General features: G+C 70.3%; 19 protein-coding genes and 1 pseudogene. 7 read left to right on the plus strand and 13 right to left on the minus strand.

What is annotated here, in order from left to right; translation table 11 throughout:
* Positions 1–17 precede the first annotated feature (17 nt).
* On the minus strand, positions 18–455 hold the full coding sequence (locus ABZ342_RS21435) for a MarR family transcriptional regulator (protein ID WP_155543489.1): 438 nt from the start codon (positions 453–455) through the stop codon (positions 18–20).
* 64 nt (positions 456–519) lie between these two features.
* On the opposite strand from ABZ342_RS21435, the gene ABZ342_RS21440 reads away from it, so the two are divergent.
* From ABZ342_RS21440 to ABZ342_RS21460, 5 genes are all read left to right on the plus strand, one after another.
* Positions 520–912, plus strand: coding sequence for a DUF5313 domain-containing protein (locus ABZ342_RS21440; protein WP_155543488.1), 393 nt, complete (start codon positions 520–522; stop codon positions 910–912).
* Between the two features lie 16 nt (positions 913–928).
* On the plus strand, positions 929–1864 hold the full coding sequence (locus ABZ342_RS21445; RefSeq protein WP_360475621.1) for an RluA family pseudouridine synthase: 936 nt from the start codon (positions 929–931) through the stop codon (positions 1862–1864).
* 93 nt (positions 1865–1957) lie between these two features.
* Positions 1958–3196 (plus strand): ROK family transcriptional regulator, encoded by a 1239-nt coding sequence (locus ABZ342_RS21450; protein WP_360475624.1) that lies wholly within the window; start codon positions 1958–1960, stop codon positions 3194–3196.
* A gap of 60 nt (positions 3197–3256) precedes the next feature.
* Entirely contained in the window at positions 3257–3775 is a 519-nt protein-coding gene (locus ABZ342_RS21455) for a DinB family protein (RefSeq protein ID WP_360475627.1), read from the plus strand.
* Positions 3776–4047: 272 nt separating this feature from the next.
* Positions 4048–6492 carry a molybdopterin-dependent oxidoreductase gene (locus ABZ342_RS21460; RefSeq protein ID WP_360475630.1) on the plus strand — a complete coding sequence of 815 codons (2445 nt, stop codon included), beginning with the start codon at positions 4048–4050 and terminating at the stop codon, positions 6490–6492.
* A gap of 4 nt (positions 6493–6496) precedes the next feature.
* Here ABZ342_RS21460 and ABZ342_RS21465 read toward each other — a convergent pair whose 3' ends face one another.
* The 8 genes from ABZ342_RS21465 to ABZ342_RS21500 are packed head-to-tail and all read right to left on the minus strand — an operon-like array spanning position 6497 to position 14481.
* Complete coding sequence (locus ABZ342_RS21465; RefSeq protein ID WP_360475633.1) at positions 6497–7339, minus strand: metalloregulator ArsR/SmtB family transcription factor; 843 nt, start codon at positions 7337–7339, stop codon at positions 6497–6499.
* Between the two features lie 48 nt (positions 7340–7387).
* Positions 7388–8602, minus strand: a complete 1215-nt coding sequence (locus ABZ342_RS21470) for an ATP-grasp domain-containing protein (RefSeq protein WP_360475636.1) — start codon at positions 8600–8602, stop codon at positions 7388–7390.
* Positions 8599–8949 (minus strand): metalloregulator ArsR/SmtB family transcription factor, encoded by a 351-nt coding sequence (locus tag ABZ342_RS21475; protein ID WP_360475639.1) that lies wholly within the window; start codon positions 8947–8949, stop codon positions 8599–8601. The genes ABZ342_RS21470 and ABZ342_RS21475 overlap by 4 nt, the downstream gene beginning before the upstream one ends.
* Positions 8950–8958: 9 nt before the next feature.
* Positions 8959–9996 carry an inorganic phosphate transporter gene (locus ABZ342_RS21480; RefSeq protein WP_360475642.1) on the minus strand — a complete coding sequence of 346 codons (1038 nt, stop codon included), beginning with the start codon at positions 9994–9996 and terminating at the stop codon, positions 8959–8961.
* Between the two features lie 36 nt (positions 9997–10032).
* Positions 10033–10791 carry a methyltransferase domain-containing protein gene (locus ABZ342_RS21485; protein ID WP_360475645.1) on the minus strand — a complete coding sequence of 253 codons (759 nt, stop codon included), beginning with the start codon at positions 10789–10791 and terminating at the stop codon, positions 10033–10035.
* A gap of 15 nt (positions 10792–10806) precedes the next feature.
* Positions 10807–11919, minus strand: a complete 1113-nt coding sequence (locus ABZ342_RS21490) for a GTP-binding protein (RefSeq protein WP_360475648.1) — start codon at positions 11917–11919, stop codon at positions 10807–10809.
* Positions 11920–11942: 23 nt separating this feature from the next.
* Entirely contained in the window at positions 11943–13202 is a 1260-nt protein-coding gene (locus ABZ342_RS21495; protein WP_360475651.1) for a GNAT family N-acetyltransferase, read from the minus strand.
* A 25-nt stretch (positions 13203–13227) separates the two neighbouring features.
* Entirely contained in the window at positions 13228–14481 is a 1254-nt protein-coding gene (locus ABZ342_RS21500) for an RCCLKC-tail radical SAM protein (RefSeq protein WP_360475654.1), read from the minus strand.
* Positions 14482–14813: 332 nt separating this feature from the next.
* Here ABZ342_RS21500 and ABZ342_RS21505 point away from each other — a divergent pair, with 332 nt between their 5' ends.
* Positions 14814–15851 carry a permease gene (locus ABZ342_RS21505; protein WP_360475657.1) on the plus strand — a complete coding sequence of 346 codons (1038 nt, stop codon included), beginning with the start codon at positions 14814–14816 and terminating at the stop codon, positions 15849–15851.
* 83 nt (positions 15852–15934) lie between these two features.
* Positions 15935–16027: pseudogene (locus tag ABZ342_RS21510) on the plus strand (arsenate reductase ArsC); the annotation flags it as partial.
* 47 nt (positions 16028–16074) lie between these two features.
* Here ABZ342_RS21510 and ABZ342_RS21515 read toward each other — a convergent pair.
* Genes ABZ342_RS21515 through ABZ342_RS21530 form a run of 4 tightly spaced genes read right to left on the minus strand, consistent with a single transcriptional unit; the run spans position 16075 to position 19083 of the window.
* Positions 16075–17274 (minus strand): MFS transporter, encoded by a 1200-nt coding sequence (locus tag ABZ342_RS21515; RefSeq protein ID WP_360475660.1) that lies wholly within the window; start codon positions 17272–17274, stop codon positions 16075–16077.
* The gene (locus ABZ342_RS21520) at positions 17271–17669 is read right to left on the minus strand and encodes an arsenate reductase ArsC (protein ID WP_360475663.1); all 399 of its coding nucleotides are present in this window, start codon (positions 17667–17669) and stop codon (positions 17271–17273) included. The genes ABZ342_RS21515 and ABZ342_RS21520 overlap by 4 nt, the downstream gene beginning before the upstream one ends.
* Positions 17666–18724, minus strand: coding sequence for an ACR3 family arsenite efflux transporter (gene arsB / locus ABZ342_RS21525; protein WP_360475666.1), 1059 nt, complete (start codon positions 18722–18724; stop codon positions 17666–17668). The genes ABZ342_RS21520 and arsB overlap by 4 nt, the downstream gene beginning before the upstream one ends.
* A complete protein-coding gene (locus ABZ342_RS21530) occupies positions 18721–19083 on the minus strand; it encodes a metalloregulator ArsR/SmtB family transcription factor (protein WP_155543473.1) in 363 nt (120 codons plus the stop codon). The genes arsB and ABZ342_RS21530 overlap by 4 nt, the downstream gene beginning before the upstream one ends.
* Positions 19084–19142: the final 59 nt, after the last annotated feature.

Below are 19142 nucleotides of genomic sequence, written 5' to 3' on the forward strand. Positions count from 1 at the left end.
CGACGGCGGGACATTCCTCAGGCGGTCGCGGCGATGACCCTGGACAGCACGCCGTGGAGCGCCTCCAGCTCGGAGACCTCCATCCCCAGCGTCTCCACCACCTGGTACGGGATCTTCTCGGCCTCGGCCCGCAGCGCCCGCCCGGACTCCGTCAGCTCGACGATCAGCTGGCGCTCGTCGGACCGGCTCCGGGTGCGCGTGACGTAGCCGAGCGCCTCCAGCCGCTTGAGCAGCGGGGACAGCGTCGCCGGCTCGTGCCTCAGCGACGCGCCCAGGTCCTTCACCGACCGCGGCGACCGCTCCCACAGCGCCAGCATCACCAGGTACTGCGGGTGGGTCAGGCCGTACGGCTCCAGCAGCGGCCGGTAGATCGCGATCACGCTGCGCGAAGCCACCGACAGCGCGAAGCACACCTGCCGGTCGAGCTTCAGGGGGTCCTCACCCAGGTCGATCATGACGCAATCCTAACGTGGTCCACGAGACAGTTAGTACACTAACTATTAGTGTACACTGGACCTCATGGAACGACCTGGTGCACTCCGCTGGCTCGGTTACGCCGTCGGCGTCAAGCTGCCGGACCGCTACAAGGACTGGGCCCTGTACGACGCGACGTCGAAGCACTGGCGAGCCCGGTACGTGCTGCAGCGGTCGGTCGGCATCGTGCCGCTGTGCGCGGTGTGGCTGCTGCTGCCCGGCTCGATCTGGCTGCGCCTCTCCCTGGTGCTGATGGCGGCGCTCGTCGCGTACTTCTACTCCTGCGCGTACATGGAGGAGAGCATCGAGCACCGGCTCGGCCGGCAGGGCTTCCCGCACCACACGGGCCGCCACGTCCGCGCCGAAGCGGCCGAGGCGAAGAACGCCGAGGCGACGGCCCGCTACATCGCGCGCTACCGGACGTCGTCGGAGGGTTAGCTACAGTCGGGGGACGATGAGACGCAAGCTCAGGCCCCCGATCCCGCCCCGCCACGGGCTGGATCCCGCCCGGCTGAAACTGCCCGACGGCGAGTGGCCGACCCTGCTGGCGCACCTCGTCGAGCGCCTCCCGCGGGTGACGCCGGACCGGATCGAGCAGATGCTCCGCGAGGAGCGCATCCACGGCACCGACGGCCCGCTCGCCGTCGACGAGCCGTACGCGCCCGGCTCGTTCATCTGGTTCCACCGCGACCTGCCGGACGAGGTGCCGGTGCCGTTCGACATCCGCGTCGTGCACCGCGACGAGCACCTGCTGGTCGTCGACAAGCCGCACTTCCTGGCGACCATCCCGCGCGGGCAGCACATCCTCGAGACGGCGCTCGTGCGCCTGCGCCGCGACCTCGACCTGCCGCACCTGTCCCCGGCGCACCGCCTCGACCGGGTCACCGCCGGGCTGGTGATGTTCGTGATCACGCCGGAGCTGCGCGGCAAGTACCAGACGCTCTTCCGCGACCGTAAGGTCCACAAGGAGTACGAGGCGATCGCGCCGTACGACCCGGCGCTGGACCTGCCGCGGACCGTGCGCAGCCGGATCATCAAGGAGCGCGGGGTGCTGGCCGCGCAGGAGGTGCCGGGCGAGCCGAACGCGGAGACGTACGTCGAGCTGGCCGGCCACCACGACGGCCTGGGCCACTACCGGCTGGTGCCCTCCACCGGCCGGACGCACCAGCTGCGCGTGCACCTGAGCGGGCTCGGCATCCCGATCCTCGGCGACGACTTCTACCCCGAACTGCGCGAGAAACCCCTCGGCGACTTCACGAAACCCCTCCAGCTGCTGGCCCGCGTCCTCGCGTTCGACGACCCGCTCACCGGAACGCCCCGCCGGTTCACCAGCGGACTCCGGCTGGCGGCCCGCGACGGCCTCGACGCGTGGGCGGCGCCCCCGGCGTGACACTGACTCACCGGATGCGGCCGCGTCACCGGGATTGCGCGGAGAGCGCGCTGATGCCAGTCTGACCAGCACACTCTACGCATCGGACACGACATGGAATTGACACCCTGGGACGGCTCGAGAACCGGGTTGGATCAGGAGGAGATGCGTCGGCACAATCGCGGTACTTTTCTTCGCCTCGTGCACTTGAACGGCGGAATCTCGCGAGCTGAGCTCGCGAGACGGATGAACCTCAACCGAAGCACGATCAAGACGTTGACGGCGGAACTGAGCGCGGCGGGCCTGGTCCGGGAAGTGGCGCAGACGGACAATCGCCACCAGGGCCGCCCGTCGCCCATTGTGCGGCCGGAAACCCAGCGTTTCCACGTGGTGGCGTTCGACGTCGCCGTGGACCGGGTGGTCGCCGCCCGGATCGGCCTCGGCGGTGTCGTCCTGGACCGCAAGGTCGCGGCCCGGCGCCGGTCCGGAGTCGATCTCGACTACGTGGTCACGACGCTCGCGGAGCTCGGCCGCGAGTTGATCGACGCGGCGCCGTCGACGTCGACGTGCGTGGGGCTGGGGGCCTCGTACTGCGGAATGATCCGTCCCGGCGACGGGACCGTCCGTTTCGGCCCCGACCTCGGCTGGGTCGACCAGGCGTTCGGCGCTGAACTGGCACACCGGCTGGGGCTGGGACTGCGCGTGCCGGTGGGAAACGAGGCGCATCTCGGAGCGCTCGCGGAGCACCTTCGCGGAGCCGGGATGGGCGTGCAGAACCTGGTCTACCTGCACGGCGACGTCGGCGTCGGTGGCGGGATCATCGTCGGCGGCACGGTGCTGGACGGTGACGCGGGGTACGGCTGCGAGCTGGGCCACATGGTCGTCAACCCGCATGACGGGCGACTTTGTGGCTGCGGCTCCAGCGGGTGCCTGGAGGCGGAAGCCGGTGAACGGGCCTTGCTGGACGCCGCACGCCGACCGCCGGAGGTCTTCGGTCGTGACGCCGTGCGGGCGGTGGCCGCCGACGCCGCCGCGGGCGATGCCGACGCTCGCGACGCGCTCGATTACGTCGGGGATTGGCTGGGCATCGGCGTCGCCAATCTCATCAATCTCTTCAATCCGGCGGTGGTCGTCTTCGGTGGAATGTTGCGGGATGTGTACGCCGGTGTACTGCCGCGAGTGCGTAGCCGCGTCGCCCGCAATGTGCTGCCGGTGGCGAAGGAAAAAGTCCGCTTGAGCGTGTCGGCTCTCGGCGACGACGCCACCCTGATCGGCGCCGGCGAGCTCGGATTCGAGCGGCTGCTGCACGATCCCTTGAGCGAAATGCCGCGGGTTTCGCCGGCTGCTCGGTGATCCGCACGCGGCGCCATCCGGCGACTGGCGTTCCCGGACCCCGTGGCGGACACTTCGACGGTGGACAAGAAAGCCGTTCACGAGGAGATGGAGCGCACGCGCAAGAGCTTCCACGAGCTGCTCGACGCAGCGAGCAGGAGCGACCTGCGGCGCACCAGCGCGGGTACGCGGTGGAACAACCGCCAGCTGCTGTTCCACATGTTGCTCGGCTACCTGATCATTCGCGCGTTACTACGGCTGGTGCGAATTTTCGGCCGTTTACCCGAAGGAGCGAGCCGCGAGTACGCACGATTGCTCAACGCGGGCACCAGACCCTTCGACGTGGTCAACTTCGCCGGCTCGTGGCTCGGCGGGACGCTCATGCCGCGTTCCTGGATGGTGACGCTGTTCGACCGGACGATCGCGGCACTGCACCGTCGGCTGGACGGCGAGAGCGACATCGACCTCGCCCGTGGCATGCACTACCCGACCCGGTGGGACCCGTTCTTCCAGGACTACATGACCTTGGCCGACGTGTACCGGTTCCCGGCCCGGCACTTCGACTTCCACCACCGCCAGCTGACCATCCCCCTCGATTAGGCAGGACCGCCAGGCAACGACACACGCCCTCGAAAGTGCCGCATCCGCACAGCGGCAGACGCCATCCCACCGCATTCGCGGAGACACGCCGGCGAGCATCGATCAGCACCGATCGATTGCGACATTCGTTGCTATGCAACGCTTCCCTCACTCTCTAGTGTGGATCGACACGTGTCGATGGAGTCGCGCGCCGTGTCCGTTTCGTCTTCTGGGGGTAGGTCCTTATGGACGATTTCACCGGTCTGTCACGCAGAGGTTTCGTCCAAGGTGCCGTGATCAGTGGCGCCTCCCTGTTCGTCAACCCGTCGATCGCCGGTGCGGATCCCGCCACGGCCGAGATTCCCACCGCCGGCGGCCGCACGGGTGGGGAGCTCAGCTTCACCACCGACTCGGCCGCGCTGCAGCCGGACACTGTCGTCGCGACGGCCTGCCAATTCTGCAACTCGAACTGCCGCCTCCAGGTCGGCGTCCGGGCGGGGCGGGTCATCAGCGTCTCCGGCGACCCGGACGATCCGGTCCAGGCGGGCAACTTCTGCGTCAAGGCGTCGATGATGCCGGAAATCGCCTACAGCCCGCTGCGGCTGACCACTCCCCTGCGCCGCGTCTCCGGCGCCAAAGGCTCGAAGGACTCGAAGTTCGAGCCGGTCTCCTGGGACGACGCCCTTGACCTCATCGCCGACCGGCTGCTGCGGCTGCGTGACAGCGGGCAGGTGAAGTCGATCGCCAACCGCACCACCGGACGGCTCCCCCGCGGCACCGGCTCGCTGGTCGCGCGCCTGTTCGCGTTGCTGGGGAGCCCGAACAACACCGATGTCGGCCCCGTCTGCAACGACGCCGGCGGCAACGCCCTCGCCACGACGTTCGGGCTCGGCACCTTCACCAACGGCTACGGCGTCGACGGCGCCACCGGCCGGGAGGACCTCGGCTCCGCGAAGTACTTCCTGTTCTTGGGCACCAACCAGGCCGAGACCCACCCGGTCACCTTCGACTACCTGCTGAGAAGCAGAGCGAAAACAAGAGCGAAGCTCGTCGTCGTCGACCCGCGCCGGACACCGACCGGCGCGGCCGCCGACACCTGGGTCGCGCCGAAGCCGCACACCGACTTCGCGCTCGTGCTCGGCATGCTCCAGCACATCATCGCCAACGACCTCCACGACAAGGCTTTCGTGCGGCGCTGGGTGCTCGGATTCGCCGAACTCCGCGACCACGCCAAGGACTACACCCCGGACTGGGCCGCCCGCGTCACCGGCGTGCCGGCCGCGACGATCAGGCAGCTCGCCGAGGACTACGCCAAGGCCGAGCCCGCCGCGATCTTCTGCAACGCCGGCATCTCCCACCAGCTCGGCGCCTTCGACACCTACCGCGTCCTGACCTTCCTCGCCGCGGTCACCGGCAACATCGGCGTCCCGGGCGGCGGCTGCAACTTCATGCACAACACCTGGCCCGGCGACCTGCGACTGCCGGAGCTGACGGTCAGCACGCCGCCGCTGGACCAGGCCCTGCCGGTCGGGCCGGACTACTTCGCCGAGTCCATCCTCACCGGCCGCCCCTACCCGCTGAAAGCCGTCATCACCGAAGGCAACCCGCTCATCTCGTCAGCGAACACCAACAAGGTCCGTGAGGCGTTCAAGAAGCTGGACTTCTACGTCTACACCGGCCTGTTCATGGAGGAAGCCGCCTACTACGCCGACGTCATCCTGCCGGTCACCAGCGGCCTGGAACTGGACGGCGTCTACATGCGACGCGACGACCGCGCGATCCGCTGGCAGCACGCCGCGGTGCCGCGGGTCGGGCAGTCCAAGCCGGACTGGGAGATCTGGATCGACCTCGCTCACGCCTTCGCCCGTCGCGACCGCAGGAAGCCCGCGAGCTACTGGGCCGACGCCTTTCCCCAGAGCTGGAAGGACTACTCGAAGCTGTGGGCGGAGTTCGTGAAGCACACCCCGGCGATGGGCGGGATGACACAACAGCGGATGGACGCCCGCGCCGAGCCGCTGCGCTGGCCGTGCCCGACGACGTCGCACCCCGGCGTCAGCACGCTCTACCTCGTCCACCCGTCCTGGTACGAGGCGGCGGCCGCGCTCGGCGCGCCGGGCAAGCGGTTCCTCACCCCGAGCGGGAACGTCGAGATCTTCACCCCGGAGCTGGACCGGAAGCTCGCCGCGGCCGGCCACCGGGCGCTGCCGGTCTTCTACACCCACCCCGAAGTCACCGGCGCCAACCCGACGATCGCCTACGAGCCCGGCTTCGTCACCAACCCGATCAACCCACAGGCGGTGACGCACAAGGTGCGCCTCGGCGTCCCCGGCTCGGACGCGGTACACCGGGACTTCCCGCTGATGGGCATGACCGGCCGGCCGAGCGTCGTCCACTTCGCGAGCGTGACGCACTGGACGCCGACCGGCGAGCGGCTCAACGGAATCCGCCTGGTCCAGGTGCACCCCGACACCGCACGGCGATTCGGGATCGGCGACCGCGACACCGTGGTCGTGGAAAGCCCGCGGGGGAAGGTGACCGGCACGGCGCTCTTCTGGCCGGCGATCCGGCCGGACACGATCTTCGTCCCCAACACCTTCGGCCCCGCCCAGCGGGTCGGCGACCAGTTCGGCGACCCGCGCTACGAGGCCGCCAACGGGCTGGTCGACGACGCGTTCTACGACAACCTGTCCGGCCAGCAGGCTTACAAGTGCTTCGCCTGCCGGATCGGCAAAGCCTGAACACTCAGAGCTGCGAGGCGCGGCGCCGTTCGAGCAGGACGGTGTCGCGCCACCGGCCGTCGAGCTCACCGATGCGCTCCCGGATGCCGACAGTGCGGAACCCGGCGCCGTGGTGCAGGGCCACGCTGTTGCGGTTCTCCGGGAAGATCGACGTCTGCAGCGTCCACAGCTCGCCCTCATCGGCGGCGGTGACCAGCTGGTGCATGAGGGCCTTGCCGACGCCGCGGCCGCGGAACTTCTCCCCCACGTACACCGAGGTCTCGGCGACCCCGGCGTAGCAGTCGCGGCTGGACACCGCCGCCGCGGCGGCCCAGCCGGCGACCTGGCCGTCGACCTCGGCGACCCAGCGGTGGCCGCGCAGCCACTTGGCCTCGAGCTCGGCGCGCGGCGGGACCTCGGTTTCGAAGGTCGCGTCGCCGGTGGCGATGCCCTCGGCGTAGATGCGGCGCACGGCCGGCCAGTCCTTGACGCGCAGCGGCCGGACGGTGACGTCCCGGGCGAGGTCGCCGGGTTCGGTGGGCTTGGGGGCGAGCAGGCCCATGACGACGTCGGCCGCGTGCGGGAGACTCACCGCGCAGGAGGCGTTGACCGACACGAGCGTGGCGGTGCCGACCTTGCGCAGCCGCACGAAGCCGACGTCGGCGAGCTTGCGGACGTGGTGGGAGCAGTTGGACTGGCTGATCGCCATCTGCTCGGTGATCTCGCCGATGGTGACGGCCTTTCCGGCGGCCGCGACCGCGTGCAAGATCCGCACCCGCGTCGTGTCGGCGAGGCAGGCGAACCACTCGGCGTAGGTCGCGGCGTCCTCGACGGGTAGCAAGGCGGCGTCGGGCGCAGTCGTCGTCATGCCCCGATTGTGCCTCACCCGGGTGAGGGATCGACGGCCGTCGATGGTTCAGCTGCTGCGCAGTTCGACGAGCTCTTCGGCGACGGACAGGTCGGCGGCCACCTGGGCGTGGTCGTCGCCGACGGCGATGACGTGCCCGTAGCGGGCGAGATAAGCCCGCGGCGGGAGCGCGAGCCGGGTGCCGGGGCCGGCGGTGCCGAGGGCCTCGTGGACGGTGGGCCCGAACCGCTCGGGGTGCACCGCGGTGGCGGTGACCTCGCAGTCGTGGGCCGGGTAGAGGAAGCGGATCGCGGCGGTCCGGCGCAGCGGGCGTCGAGGGGCCGGTGCGCGGCCCACGGCGACGTGGCCGGCGGCGACGACCGGGTCGGCGCCGCCGGCGAGGATGCCGAGCCGCGGGATGAAGTCGCCGCCGAGGCGCGCGTTGATCTCGACCAGGCGCGGGCCGCGCGGGGTCAGCTTGAACTCGGTGTGGGTGGCGCCGTGGGTGAAGCCGATGCCCTTGTGGACCTGGTCGAGCTGGTCGAGCAGCGCGGCGTCGTCGAACAGCGGGTCGTCCGCGTCGACGACGTGGCCGGTCTCCTCGAAGAACGGCTCGAAGCCGGTCTGCTTGCAGGCGATCACCAGGGGATGGCAGACGCCCCGGTCGACGACGGCGTCGACGCTGATCTCCGGCCCGGTGAGCAGCTCCTCGACCAGCACGTCCGCCTCGTAGCGGGGCACGCCGGGCCAGGACGCTCCGGCGGCCGCGGTGAACGCCTCGGCGACCTGCTCGGCGGTGCCGGCGCGCAGGACGCCGAGGCTGCCGGCCAGACCACGGGCCTTGACCACCACCGGGTAGCCGATGTCCTCGGCCGCGGCGACGGCGTCCTCGGCGGAGGCGACCGGCCGCGACGCGGGCTGCGGCACCCCGGCCTCGGCCAGGACGGCGCGGGTCGCGGCCTTGTCCCGGCAGGCTTGAACGGCTTCGGGCGGGCTTCCCGGGAATCCGGCGTCCCGCGCGAACCGAGCGACGGCGGTGACCAGGGATTCGTCGTAGGTCAGCACGCCGTCCGGCCGGAAGCCGAGCCTGCTCGCGGCCTCGACGAGAGCGGCGGGATCGCGGGTGTCGACGACCGTGACGCCGTCGACGTGCTCGGTCTGCCAGGTCGGTTCGACCGAGTCGAGCAGCCACAGCCGGAAATGCGGCCGCAGCGCGGCCAGGATGTACTCGCGGTAGCGGCGATCTCCGCTGCCGACCAGCAACAGCGCCGGGTGCTCCGTCACGAGGTCCTTTCCAGCGGAACCGGATCGTTCCCGTCGCGGGTGGCCAGCAGGCCGAGAACGACGTTGGCGGCGGTGGGCAAGCCGACTTCGCAGCTGTGGTTGATCGCGTAGAGGATGCTGGTCCCGGCTCGGCGGCGGGTGACGAACCGGACCTGGGACAGGATCTTCAGGTGGTGCGAGACCGTGGGCTGCGAGATGCCGAGGTGGTCCACGATCGCGCCGACGGGAACCGGGTCTCTTTGCTGGGCCAGGAAGTGCACGATCATGACCCGGTTCGCGTCCGACAGCGCGTGGAACCAGCGGGCGTAGGACTCGGCGGTCTCCCGCTCCAGCTTGGGCTCGCTCACCCGCCCAGGCTAGCGAGCCAAGATGAACACCAGCGCCGCGACGACCCCCGCGACGGGCGGGGTGACCAGCCAGGCGATCAGGAAGTTCCGAACCGTCCCGCCGGAGATCCGGCTGAGGTTCGGGCCCGCGGACCCGGCGATCGCACCGGTCGACACGTGCGTGGTCGACATCGGCAGCCCGGCCCCGGCACCGACTCCGACGAGGGCGGCGGTGGTGAGGTTGGCCAGGAAGCCTTCGCGGTGGTTCATCTTGACCACGCCTTCGCCGAGCTTCTCCGCGACCCGCATGCCGCCCAGCAGCGATCCGGCGGCCATGGCGGCGGTCACCAGGATCATGATGTGCCACGGCTGCATGCCGGCCGGGACCAGGGCGAACGCGCCGATGGCGACGATCTTCGGGGTGTCGTTGAGGCCGCGGGCGAAGCCGGTGGCGCCGCTGGTGAACCAGTGCGCCGCGGTCATGATCCGAGCGGAGGTCTTTTCCGGCGTCACCACGGGCGCCGTCTGCACGGCGACGTCCCCGCTGCCGGAGGACGGGACCGGCGGGGTGACCGCGGACCGGCGCTTGGTCGCGGCGCCGGTCACGACGGCGAGGATCAGCGTGATGGCGTAGGCGACGACGATGCTGACCAGCAGCGGCGTGACGAGCTTGCTGCCGACGGCACTCCACGACACGCCACCGGTGCTCATCAGCAAGCCGGCGCCGACCATGCCGCCGATGAGGGCGTGGGTCGTCGAAACGGGCAGCCGCAGGATGGTGGCCAGGCCGACCCAGAACGCGGCTCCGGCGAGCACGGCGACGGCGAACGCGTCGGTCGTGGCGCCGGTGATGATGCCCTTGGAGAACAGGGCGGTCATCTTCGAGGCGAGGCCGAGCGAGAAGACGCACCCGATCAGCGTGGTGATCGTGCCCCAGATGATGGCCGTCTTGTACTTGGTCACTCCGGCCCCGGCCAGGGTCGCGACGCCCTTGGGGACGTCGTTGCTGCCGTTGACCGCCGCCAGCGCGACGACCAGGACGAACACGACTATCGCGGTGAAAGACATGCAGGTACTCCCCTCAGTGGTCGAAAACCTCGGTGTTCAGCAGCAGCCGCTGCCGGGCCCGCAGTCGTCGGCGCCCGGCTTGCGGGCGCGGATGATCGCGGAGTGCATGCCGTCGGCGGCGTCCTGGGTGAACACGACCTCGGCGCCGGTCAGCCCGGCCTCGGCGAGCAACGAGAGGTACTCGGCCTGGGACAGTGCGCCCGCGATGCACTGGCTGACGCCGCCGCGCTCGGCGCGGTCCGCGGGCGTGAGGTGGTCCTCGGCGACGACGTCGGTGATCCCGAGCCGGCCGCCGGGGGCGAGCACGCGCGCCATCTCGGCGAACACCGCGGGCTTGTCCAGGGACAGGTTGATCACGCAGTTGGAGATGATGACGTCGACGGTGGCGGCGGGGAGCGGGATCTGCTCGATGGTGCCCTTGAGCAGGATGACGTTGTCGACCTCGGCGTCTTCGATGTTCTGCCGGGCGACGGCGAGCATCTCCTCGAGGAAGTCCAGGCCGAAGACCTGCCCGTCCGGGCCGACGCGGCGGGCGGACAGGATGAGGTCCAGCCCGGCGCCGGAGCCGAGGTCCAGCACGGTCTCGCCGTCGCGCAGCTCGGCGACGGCGGTCGGGTTTCCGCAGCCGAGGCTGGCCAGCAGCGCGGCGTCGGAGGCTTCGTCGGCGCCGATGTCGCCGTAGGCGCCGGGCCCGAACCGCGTCGGGTCCGGCGCGCAGCAGCTCTTCGCTTCCGCGGCCTCGGCGGCCTTCCCGCGGTAGTAGTCCTGGATTTCGGCGGTGGTGGTGTCGGTCATGGTCGTCTCCCGGAGTCAGGCGCCCGTGGCGGCGAGCCGGTGGACCGGGGTGGGGTAGCCCGGCTTGAACGACACCGGCGCGGTGGCCGCGGAACGGGCACCGGTGGCGGCATTCGCCGTGGCCACGGCGTCGCGGACGGCGTCGTCGAGTTCGGCGGGCTCGCAGGCGACGCGGGCGTTGACGATCACCCGAGCCGTCGTGGCCGTCTTCTCGGCGGCCCGGTCGACCGTCGGCTCCGCGCCGGCGGCGGTCAGGCTGAGCTTGGCGAAGTCGCCGTCGGCGGCCTCGACGGTGAGCTTGGCGTGCCCGACGACGGCGCCGGCGCAGTGCGCCCAGCTGCCGAGGGCGGCGAGCATCTGCCGGCCCCAGGCGGTGAGGTCGAGCGGCGCTTCCGAGGTGAGCCGCACGTCCTGGTTCATCCAGGCCAGCTGGGCTTCGGCCGCGGCGTAGCGGTCGTAGTCGACCCGCAGGTCGACGGCGTGGTTGCCGGGCGGACCGTCCCACGCCTTCACCAAGTCGTCGACGCGGTCGCCCGATTTGGCGCTGTAGCCGACGACCGCCGCGTTCGGGTAGTCGGCGGCCAGCCGCGCCATCAGCTCGGTGGCGCGGTCCGGAGCGATGGTGTCGAGCTTGTTCACGGCGATGACGTCGGCCTCGGTCAGCTGCTGCCGGAACAGGTACGACAGGTCCGACTCCGGTTCACCGCGTTGCGCGGCGCGATCGAAAGCCAGGTACCGCAACGGGTCGATGACTGTCGTGAGTGGACTGACGACCATGCTGTCGCCGTAGTGGGCGCGCAGCGGACGGACGACGGTGGCCTGCAGGTCGGTGCACGAGCCGACGGCCTCCGCGATCACCGTGTCCACCGGCGTGTCGCCGGCGCCGTCGACGAGAGCGCGGATGGCGTCGACGAGGTCCTCGAAGCGGCAACAGAAGCAGCCGCCGGTGACTTCGGCGACGGAGTCGAGCTTGCTGCGCACCAAAGCGGTGTCGACGAGCTCGACGCCCTGGTCGTTGGTGATCACCGCGACGCGGCGGCCCTGCTCCTGCAGCGCCTGCGCGGTGGCGATCATCGTGGTGGTCTTGCCGGCCCCGAGGAACCCGGTCAGCGGCACGAAGGTGATCACGAGCTTGTCCTCCCAGTGGTGTCTCAGCCGTCCGAGCAGCAGGCGCCGGAGCCGCCGGAGACGACCGGCAGCGGAGTGCGGGTGGCGGCGGGCGCGTCCCCGAACGCGACCCGGCGGCTGGCACCGAAGGCGTCCAGCCACTTCGCGACCTGCGGGCGCAGCTCCGGATCGGACACGACCATGGCGGTGGTGACCGGCCGCGGTTCGCAGCCGCGCAGCGCTTTCGCCTGGTGCGCGCCCGCGCCGAACTCGACGGTGCGCAGTCCTTCGGCGTAGGCGTCGCGGACCGGGGCGTCGAGAACGAGGGCGAAGTAGATGCCGCTGCGTTCGCCGATGGCGGCGTAGTCGAAGCCCGCCCACTTCGGGAACAGCCGGTGGTGCTTGCGGATCACCACGCAGGTGGCGACCACAGCACCGTCCTTCGTGCCGAGGTAGGCCCGCACGTCCGCGCGGGCGTCCAGCAGGGCGGTCAGGACGTCGACGATGTGTGCGGGTTCCTCGCCGGCACCGTTCTTCTCCCGGTTGAGGCAGGTCAGCTCGGCGATGCGGGTGACGTAGGGGCGGATGGCCTCGCCGTCGACGCGGTCGACGTGCACCCCGGCCGCCTCGGCGCGGCGGACGTCGCTCTTGATCCGCTGGCGCTTCTTCAGCGGCAGCGCGGCCAGGTGGCCGTCCCAGGAGTCGGCGTCGAGACGCAGGTAGTCCTCGTAACCCCAGAAGGTGCTGTGCCCGCCGACCTGCTGCAGCGCGGCGACGAGCGCGTCGTTGCCGCTGCGGCCGGAGATCCACGGCGCGACGACGCACTTGATTCCCTGCTCGAACGCGGCGGGCACCAGCTCGGACACCAGCTGCGCCATCAGGCCGGGCGTCCAGAAGTTGTAAGCCACTTCGGTGCGGTAGCCCAGCGGGGAGCCGAGCAGCAGAGCGGGGAAGAACGGCTCGGTACCCAGCGCGTCGACCTCGTCGCTGATGCACGCGTCGGTCTGCGCGCCGCAGCAGACCTCCTCGCCCGTCGGCGCCTGCCACCCGAGGTAGGTGCGCGGCTCGTGGTCGACGACCGGCGGGACCGTCATCACGTACCCGGGCAGCAGCGCCAGCTCGCCCCGGGCCCGGGTCGCGATCGTGTGCCACGGCTGCAGGTCGGTCAGCGCCTTCTCACTCGCCCCGAGCCAGGTCGGGCCGAGGTAGGGGAAGACGTCGGTGAGGTCGGCCAGCTCACCTTCCCAGTCCAGGTCCGGCAGTCCCCGACCCGTGCTCACCACGATGCGCGGCGCTCCACCCATGGCTTCCTGCCCTCCCTATCGGTCTTCAGCACTTCACGCAGCAGCGGACCTTGCCGACGTCTTCGGCGTCGGCGCGGCGCTCGATCCACAGGTCCTCGACACGACGGTCCGGATGGGTCCACTCGACCCACAGGCCGCGGTCGACGGTGGCGATGTCCTCCATCCACGGCGAGGACAGCAGCGGCGAGCCCTTGAACAGCAGCAGGCGGGTCTGCAGGGCGGTGGGGTCGGTGACCTTCGCCAGCCCGGTGTCGACGAGGAAGTCCTCGAAGGTGAGCAGCTCGTCGTACTCCACCCACGGCGTGAACGGGATGAACGTCGGGTACAGCACGAACCCGATCCGCTCGGCCTCGGCGATCGCGGCGCGCATGTGGTCGACGTCGATGTGCTTGTCGAAGATCCGCAGGATCCGGTTCGACGGGAACTCCAGCGCCGAGGTGACCTTCACCAGCCCGAGCGACACGAGCTCGGCGAGTTCCTTCTGGTAGCTGAGGATGTGGTCGACGCGGGTGGTGAACTCGAAGGTGATCGGGCCGATCTCGTCGACGAGCTTGCGCACGACGCCGGGACCGATGGTCCGGGAGTTGAAGAACTCGGCGTCGATGAAGCAGAAGTGCCGGACGCCTTCTTCGGCCAGCTGCCGGCAGTCGGCCAAGACGGTGTCGGCGTTGTAGGCGGCGACTCCGCCGTCGTAGGCGCCGTAGACCGAGCAGTACGTGCACTTGTGGTGGCAGCCGCGCGTCGTTTCGACGTTGCCCATCAGCCCGTACGGTGAATGGTGCGCCGGGTAGTGCACCAGAGAGGGAAACAAATCACGAGCCGGGGCGGACACGGTGATGCGCCGGTGCGGCGGTTTCGGCCGCATCCCTTGTGTGGTCATCGATGCCGGCACGGTGGCGACCTCGCGCTCGCCTCGCGCCACCTCGGCGAGTTCGGTCGCCACGAGCTCCGGTTCTTCCATCACGATCGCGTCGACCGTTTCGAGGAACCGGCGGTGGTTCATCTGGGCGTACTGCCCGAACGCGACCAGCTTGGCTCCACCGAGGGATTCCCGCAGCCGGGCGGCGAGGTTCAGACCACGCTCGACGCCCTCGAACTGCTGCACCGACAGCAGGACCAGGTCGAACTCGCCGTCCGGCACGGCGTCCGGGTTCTTGTGGGCGTCCCACCCCACGACGTCGGCGTCCTGCGCCCGCATCGCGGCGCCCGCGCACGCGGAGGTCAGCGGCTGCAGCTCGGCTTCGAAGGCGGACGCGACCAGTACACGCGCAGCGGGCATGCTTCCCCCACAACTGAATCGGACAAAAAGGATTGGTTCCCCCAGCGGAACCGGCCCGGCGACGGGCCTCTCCTCGTATGCGGCATCACGATTGCATGCTTCAGCGATACATGTCAATGGATCGATAAACGCAGGTAGATCACGGTTTTCCGACTGATTATTCATCCTTTCGGACGTTGTGATCACGCTTCGGCAGCCTCCGCGGAGCGTGGTTCGCGGCAGCGGGCGAGGTATGGACCGCCGCTCCTTAATCGACTAGCATCGATGAAGGCTGGGGGAAGCTGCGCGTCCTCGGCACCGCGAAACCGGTCCCCGATGTCAAGGATGGTGGCATGGACAAGATCCTCGAGGTCCTGCGCTTGGCCTGGGAGAATTTGGTCGACCTGAGCATCTTCTTCTTCATCGCCCTGGCGATCGCCGCGACCGTCGACCTGCTCTACCTCGACATCGTCGCGCGCCGCTCGTTCCGCAAGCACGGCTTGCTGGGCGTCCTGTTCACCACGTGCCTGGGCGCGTTCAGCCCGTTCTGCTCCTTCACCGTCATCCCGCTGATCCGCAAGCTGTTGCGAGGTGGCGTGCCACTGTCGGCGGTGATGTCGTTCTGGATCGCCTCCCCCGCCATGGACCCGCCGATCTTCGCCTTGACCGCGAAGGAGATCGGCCTTCCGCTGGCGACCGCCCGCCTCCTCGGCGCCCTGGTGCTGGCGATCGGGGCCGGGGTCATCATCCTGCTGGTCGAGAAGCGCGGCGGGTTCAAGGACGTCCTGCGCCCGGAGAAGAAACCGGCGGTCGACGAACGCGAGCGGCACGCGGCGCCCGCTCAGGTGGCGGTGGCCGCCGGCGGCGGCTCGGCTGTTCTCACCGAGGAACCCACGCCGACCGGCGGCCCCGTCCCCGAAGACGACGATGACGACGGCGCCCCGTGGTGGCCGCAGGCCAAGGCGAGCCTCAAGTCGAAGCGGAACTGGCGCATCACCGGCCGGAACTTCCTGCGCGACACCGTGTCCCTCGGCAAGTGGCTGGTCTTCGCGTGCGTCTTCGAAGGCGTCATCCGCGTCTACGTCCCGAACGGGATCATCACCAGCATCCTCGGCGGCGACAAGGGCTGGCTGGCCATCCCGCTCGCCGCGGTCATCAGCATCCCGCTCTACCTCAACGGCGTCGGCGCGATCCCGATCGTCGGCGGCCTGCTCGCCAAGGGCATGGCCGAGGGCGCGGCGGTGACGTTCCTGCTCGCCGGGTCCGTGACCACCATCCCGGCGATGGTCGCGGTCCGCAGCGTGGTCAACAACAAGGTGTTCGCGCTCTACATCGCCTTCGGCATGCTCGGCAGCATCCTGCTCGGGTTCCTCGCGCAGCTGCTGTTGTGAACTCGTGCCGGGCGGGCGGCACCTCCCCCACCTGCCCGCCCGGTACGTCCACATCGGATCTCGTCGACGGGAAAGGACTCCTCGTGTCCGTGCCCGAGGTTCTGTTCGTCTGCGTGCACAACGCCGGTCGCTCGCAGATGGCCGCGGCCTTCCTGCGCCACCACGGCGGCGGGCGCCCAGCCGGGGAGATCCGGCCCGTCCGGGACGAGATCGAGCGGCGGGTTCAGGACTTGCTGTCCGAGCTGGCCGGCATCTCCGCGACGGCGGGCCGGGCCGCGAGCGACACCGGGACGGCGGCGACGGTGAGCGCTCCGAGCACGAGGAACGCGGTCGAGTAGCTGCCGGTGAGCGCGGCCAGCGCCGCACCGGCGTAGGGCGCGACCGCCGACATGGTCACCAGCGGCGCGGACAGCAGGCCGCTGAGCCGTCCGTACCCGGCGGTGCCCCACCGGTCGGCGACGGCGGTCGCCTGCAGCAGCGTGTACACCCCACGGGCCATTCCGGCGAGGACCGAGGCGCAGACCAGCGCCACCGTCGATGTCAGCGCGCCCAGCAAAGTGGTCGTCGCGGCGAGCACGACGATGACGACGGCGGTGCGGGCGCGGACCCCGGTGCGGTTCACCAGCGTCGCGAATCCCAGCCGGCCGGCCACCTGACCGGCGCCGCCCAGCCCGAGAGCGATCGCCGCCGTCCCCGTCGAGAGCCCTCGCTCGGCGAGCAGGGCGACGAGGTTGACGACGACGGCGTAGGTGCCGAGCGCGGTGAGGCTGAACGCGGCGACCAGCGCGACGAACGCCGCACTCCGCGCTTCGCTGCGCGGCTTCGACGGCTGCCCGGCGTCGGCGACGACCGGCGGCCACGAGCGGCGGAGCCCGAACCAGTGCCCCGGCACGGTCAAGACGGCGAGCACGACCGCGAGGACGAGGTAGGTGGTCCGCCAGCTCAGGTTCTCGGCCAGCAGCGCGGTCAGCGGGGCGAACACGGTGCTGGCGAACCCGGCGACCAGCGTCAGCGTCGTCAGGGCCCGGACGCGGCGAGGGCCGTACCAGCGGGTGAGTGCGGCGAACGCCGGCGGGTAGAACGTCGCGGCCATCGCCAGCCCGGCGCAGATCCAGCCGACGAAGAACCACGGCACCGTGCGCGCGGTGGCGATCACCACCACCGCTGCCACGCCGACGACGGACCCGGCGGTCATCAGCAGCCGCGGCCCTCGCCGATCGAGCACGCGTCCGACCGCGATGCCCGTCAGCGCGGACACGAGCAGGGCGACCGACAGCGCCGCGGTGAGCGCGGCCGGCGACCAGCCGGTGTCGCGGGCGATGGCGGGGACCAGCACGGGGAAGGCGTAGAAGAGCACGCCCCAGCTGGTGATCTCGGTGAGACACAGGACGGCCAGCACCGTCCCCGGCTTGCGCTCGGTCAACGGAGTTCGGCGAGCAGCTCCCGCACCCGCCGATCGATCTCGTCCCGGATGGGCCGGACGTCCTCGACGCCCTTGCCCGCGGGGTCGTCCAGCTGCCAGTCCAGGTACCGCTTGCCGGGGAAGACCGGGCAGGCGTCGCCGCAGCCCATCGTGATCACGACGTCGGCGGCCTCGACCGCGTCGGTCGTCAGCTTCTTCGGGACCTCGCGGGAGAGGTCGAGCCCGATCTCGGCCATCGCTTCGCGGACGGCGGGGTTGATGCTGTCGGCGGGCGCGGAGCCGGCCGAACGGACGTCGACCGCACCGTCGGTGTGGTGGGCGAGCAGCGCGGCGGCCATCTGGGAGCGGCCGGCGTTGTGCACGCAGACGAAGAGGACTTCCGGCTTGCGGGTCATCGAGGGCTCCTGACGTAGCGGCGCCGCAGCGCGAGGGAGACGTACACGAGGGCGACGAGCACCGGGACTTCGATCAGCGGGCCGACGACCCCGGCGAGTGCCTGCCCGCTCGCGGCCCCGAAGGTCGCGATGGCCACGGCGATGGCGAGTTCGAAGTTGTTGCCCGCGGCGGTGAACGCGAGCGTGGTGGTTCGCTCGTAGTTCAGTCCCACGGCTTTGCCGAGCGCGTAGGAACCGGCCCACATCAGTCCGAAGTAGACCAGCAGCGGAACCGCGATGCGCGCGACGTCCAGCGGACGGCTGGTGATCTGCTCGCCCTGCAAGGCGAAGAGGATCACGATGGTGAACAGCAGCCCGTACAGCGCGACGGGCCCGACCTTCGGCAGGAAGTTCTTCTCGTACCAATCGCGGCCCTTGGTGCGTTCGCCGACGCGGCGGCTCAGGTAGCCGGTGGCCAGCGGGATGCCGAGGAAGATCAGCACGCTTTTGGCGATTTGCCACCCGGAGACGGCGAGATCGGCCTGCGGGAGGCCGAGCCAGCCGGGCAGGACCGAGAGGTAGAACCAGCCCAGCAGCCCGAACGCGATGACTTGGAACACCGAGTTCAGCGCGACGAGCACGGCGGCGGCTTCGCGGTCGCCGCAGGCGAGGTCGTTCCAGATGATAACCATGGCGATGCAGCGGGCGAGGCCGACGATGATCAGGCCGGTCCGGTATTCGGGCAGATCCGGCAGCAGCAGCCAGGCCAGCGCGAACATCAGCGCCGGGCCGACGAGCCAGTTCAGCACCAGGGAGGGCCACAGCAGCCGCCGGTCGCGGGTGACCGTGCCGAGCCGGTCGTAGCGGACCTTCGCCAGGACGGGGTACATCATCACCAGCAGCCCGAGGGCGATCGGCAGCGAGATGCCGTCGACCTGCACCGCGGACAGCGCAGTGTTCAGGCCAGGCACCCAGCGCCCGGCCAGCAGCCCGGCGACCATCGCGGCCGCGATCCAGACCGGCAGCAATTTGTCCAAAGTGGACAAACGTGGCGGCGCCTCCGCGATCGCAGTCACGCGGTGACCGTTTCGCCCGTGGCGGTGAGCACGGCCGACAGCCGCGCGAGCACCTCGGGGTGCACGCGGTAGTAGATCCAGGTGCCACGGCGGTCGCCGGTGATCAGCCCGGACTCGCGCAGCACCTTGAGGTGGTGGGAGATGGTCGGGCCGGTGAGGTCGAAGGCGTCCGTCAGGTCGCAGACGCACGCCTCGCCACCGGCGTGGGACGCGATCAGCGAGAGCAACCGCAGCCGGACGGGGTCGGCCATCGCCTTGAACAGGTGCGACAGCTCGACCGCCTGGTCCTGCGTCAGCGGTTCCCGGGCCAGGGGCGCGCAGCAGGCGTCCATCGCGACGAGCGGCAGTTGCTTCGACATGCCTCTATATTGACAGATTCACATATAGACGGCAATCTAAGTTCGTCTACTTAGACAGA

The sequence above is a fragment of the Amycolatopsis sp. NPDC005961 genome (genome assembly GCF_040629235.1).
Taxonomy (GTDB): Bacteria; Actinomycetota; Actinomycetes; order Mycobacteriales; family Pseudonocardiaceae; genus Amycolatopsis; species Amycolatopsis camponoti.